We start from the raw sequence: 3,376 nt of genomic DNA on the forward strand, positions 1-3,376 counted from the left end.
AGACAGTGAGGGCTGCCACGATTGCCGCGACCGTGAGGCCAACCGGGCCCCTGATGGCACGGACTGCGGCCGGCGATCCGAACGCGGTGGCGATCTTGATGCCCATGAGGAAGAACGTCGCATACAGCAGGAAGCGCAGGACCAGGTTGCCTACGTTCATCCCGCCAAGCCAGCCGTCAAGGACCAGGTATGGCGCTTCAATGCTGATGAAGATGCTCAAGGAGATCAGGGCGAAAATATAGAAGACCACCCTGTTCTCCCCGCGCAGTGCACTGGGTATCCGCGCCACAGTGATGGCCAGGCAGACAAGCAGCGTTATCCAGGGCAGGACGGCCGTCATCCGAGGTTCTCCCAAATTCGTTCTGTACGTTCGTGGTCTTGTTCCTGGCGTTTGAGGGTCTTTCCCATGGCCAGGAGCCGCTCGCCGGCCAGGGTGACCAGCGCGCTTTGGCTCATTCGGTCCAGCGCTTCCCGGCGGGCATTCGGTGCCCACCCGGCTTCTGCCTCAGTGATCAGTCCTCCGGCCACCAGTCCTCCTGCGGGTCCGACGCCGGCAGCCCGGGAGGTGGCGATGGCCAGTTCAGGAGGAAGCCGGTTTGCTGTCAGATGCGCTGAGAAGTTCTGTGGCGCGATCCCGGTGGCTTCGCTGACCCGGTGCCGCAACTCGCCGTCGTCGATTGCGTCCACCCAGTTCCGCACCGACGTAGGGTGCGGTGGTTCAGAGAGGGGGGCCGCCGCGGCAGTGCCGGGTTCGCTGCGTTCCACTACTGCCCGGAGCAGATCAATCGTGGCCACCTGGCTGACCAGCTCACAGGGCGTGGGCGCTACGGGGGCACCCCTGAGGTCGGCGTAAAGGTCGAAGGTGGCCAGGGCCTGCACTGGATCGACGTGGAATCCACGGCTGATGCTCACCAGCGTTGATTCAGCAACCTTGCCGCGGACCAGTTGCTGGGCCAGCGTTGTCCGTTTGATGCCGGCAATCCGGCAGACATCAGCTGTGCTGGCATCGGGCGCGACGCCGTGAAGCCAGCGCTGGAACGCCTTGGACGGTAAGGGCATGGGGAACTTTCCGGGACGGGTCGCGGGGCAGGACAGGAGGAAGCCGTAAGTGGGAGTACGAAACGATTTTACGCTGACGCCACATTGAATTATGCTTGATGCTTGAACCCGTTGGTCCGTACACCCCCCAAGTCCGGACCAACGGGTTTTTCCATGCCTGCGGGAATCGCGGCCTGAATTCCTGCGTTGTCCCTGCTGGAGGATAGACACATGACAGCAACCTTGGTGGCCAAGGATCTTGCCGGTGGTCACGGCCATCGCACGCTTTTTTCCAACCTTTCCCTGACTGTGGCGCCGGGCGATGTTGTGGGCGTCGTCGGCGCGAACGGTGCCGGGAAATCCACGCTGCTCCGCATTCTTGCCGGAGTGGACCAGTCCCAGGACGGCAGCGTCAGCCTTGCGCCGTCGGACGCTTTTGTGGGCTTTCTTCCGCAGGAACATGAGCGGACTGCCGGCGAGAGCATTGCGGCCTACATTGCGCGCCGGACAGGCTGCGCCCAGGCCACAGTGGACATGGAAGCCACCGCCGAAGCCCTCGGCTCCGGGGCTCCCGGAGCCGATGACGCCTACTCGCTGGCCTTCGACCGTTGGATGGCCTCCGGTGCCGCGGACCTTGAGGACCGCATTCCGGCTGTGCTGTCCGATCTCGGCTTGGAAGTGGGCGCCGACGCCCTCATGACCGGGCTCTCCGGCGGGCAGGCAGCACGTGTTGCCTTGGCAGCCCTGCTGCTCAGCCGCTTCGACGTGGTCCTCCTCGATGAACCCACCAACGATCTTGACCTTGACGGCCTGGCCCGGCTGGAAGCTTTCGTCCAAGGCCTTCGCGGCGGCGTGGTGCTGGTATCCCACGACCGCGAATTCCTGGCCCGCTGCGTCACTACCGTGGTGGAACTTGACCTGGCCCAAAACTCGGTGGCGGTGTACGACGGCGGCTACGAGGCATTCCTCGAAGAGCGTGCCGTAGCCAAACGCCACGCCCGTGAACGGTACGACGAGTTCGCCAACACCAAGGCGGACCTCATCTCGCGCGCACGCACCCAGCGGGAGTGGAGCTCCCAGGGCGTCCGGAACGCCATGAAGAAAAACCCGGACAATGACAAAATCCGCCGGGCTGCGAGCAGCGAGTCGTCGGAGAAACAGGCCCAGAAGGTCCGCCAGATGGAGTCCCGGATCGCCCGCCTCACAGAGGTGGAGGAACCGCGCAAGGAATGGCAACTGCAATTCAGCATCGGCCAGGCACCCCGCTCAAGCGCCGTCGTCGCCACCTTGCGTGACGTCGTCGCGCGTCAAGGCGACTTCACGCTGGGACCGGTGAACCTCCAGCTCAACGGCGGCGAACGCATCGGCATCACCGGACCCAACGGCGCCGGAAAGTCGACACTGCTGCGGCTGCTGCTCGGAACGCAAACACCGGACGACGGCGATGCCTCCATGGGTGCCTCTGTCGCCATCGGCGAAATTGACCAGGCACGTGGACTGCTCGACGGCGGGCAGCCGCTTGGCGACGCCGTCGAAGCGGTGCTGGTGGACTGGAACAGCGCCGATGTCCGGACGCTTCTGGCGAAGTTCGGGCTGAAGGCCGACCATACCTCGCGCACGGTGGACTCGTTGTCCCCGGGGGAACGGACACGTGCCGCACTGGCGCTCCTGCAGGCCCGCGGCGTGAACCTGCTGGTGCTCGACGAGCCCACCAACCACTTGGACCTTCCGGCGATCGAGCAACTTGAAGAGGCGCTGGAGAGTTACGAGGGCGCCCTGCTGCTGGTCACCCACGACCGTAGGCTGCTGGAAAACGTGCGGCTTGATTCACGCTGGCACCTTGAGAACGGCCGGGTGCAGGAACTGCACCACACCCCCAGCCAGGAGAAGTAACCCATGAGCATGGACCGCGTGGCTTGGAGCTCGCTGTACAACATCACCACTGCCAAGAGCGGATCGAAGCCGTTCTCCAAGGAAACCCTGAAACGGGTCATGGCTTTCGCTGCCCCGCACAAGGGCAAACTCATTGCCTTCGTGATCGCCTCCATCGCCGGTGCTTTCCTGGCTGTGGCCACTCCCGTGTTGGCCGGCCAGGTGGTGGATGCCATCATCGCCAATGCCGGCGTGGGCACGGTCATCTGGCTGGCGGTCCTGATCGCCATCGTCGCCGTCGGTGAGGCCGGCGTGGGCTTGGTGACCCGCTGGTTGTCTTCCATCATTGGCGAGGGCGTCATCGTGGACCTGCGCACGCGGGTGTTCGACCACGTTCAGCGCATGCCCATCGCGTTCTTCACGCGGACCCGGACCGGCGCCCTGGTCAGCCGATTGAACAATGACG

The 3,376-nt window shown here is 64.5% G+C and carries 3 protein-coding genes and 1 pseudogene; 2 read left to right on the top strand and 2 right to left on the bottom strand.

The features are described from left to right. Positions 1-340: pseudogene (locus tag HP499_RS22415) on the bottom strand (hypothetical protein); the annotation flags it as partial. Further along, positions 337-1,059 (bottom strand): hypothetical protein, encoded by a 723-nt coding sequence (locus HP499_RS22420; RefSeq protein WP_172326295.1) that lies wholly within the window; start codon positions 1,057-1,059, stop codon positions 337-339. The gene HP499_RS22420 and the pseudogene HP499_RS22415, both read right to left, overlap by 4 nt. A gap of 210 nt (positions 1,060-1,269) precedes the next feature. Between HP499_RS22420 and HP499_RS22425 the strand changes: the two genes are divergently transcribed. Both HP499_RS22425 and HP499_RS22430 read left to right on the top strand, forming a co-directional pair. After that, entirely contained in the window at positions 1,270-2,931 is a 1,662-nt protein-coding gene (locus tag HP499_RS22425) for an ABC-F family ATP-binding cassette domain-containing protein (RefSeq protein WP_172326296.1), read from the top strand. A 3-nt stretch (positions 2,932-2,934) separates the two neighbouring features. Further along, positions 2,935-3,376 (top strand): ABC transporter transmembrane domain-containing protein (locus HP499_RS22430; protein WP_253951745.1); only part of this gene is annotated, 442 nt, incomplete at its 3' end.

This window comes from Paenarthrobacter sp. CM16 (assembly GCF_013179505.1).
Lineage (GTDB): Bacteria > Actinomycetota > Actinomycetes > Actinomycetales > Micrococcaceae > Arthrobacter.

What these genes read in the sequence shown, in the direction of transcription:
- HP499_RS22420 (WP_172326295.1), bottom strand. Translation starts at nt 1,059, where the DNA reads ATGCCCTTACCGTCCAAGGCGTTCCAGCGCTGGCTTCACGGCGTCGCG.
- HP499_RS22425 (WP_172326296.1), top strand. Translation starts at nt 1,270, where the DNA reads ATGACAGCAACCTTGGTGGCCAAGGATCTTGCCGGTGGTCACGGCCAT.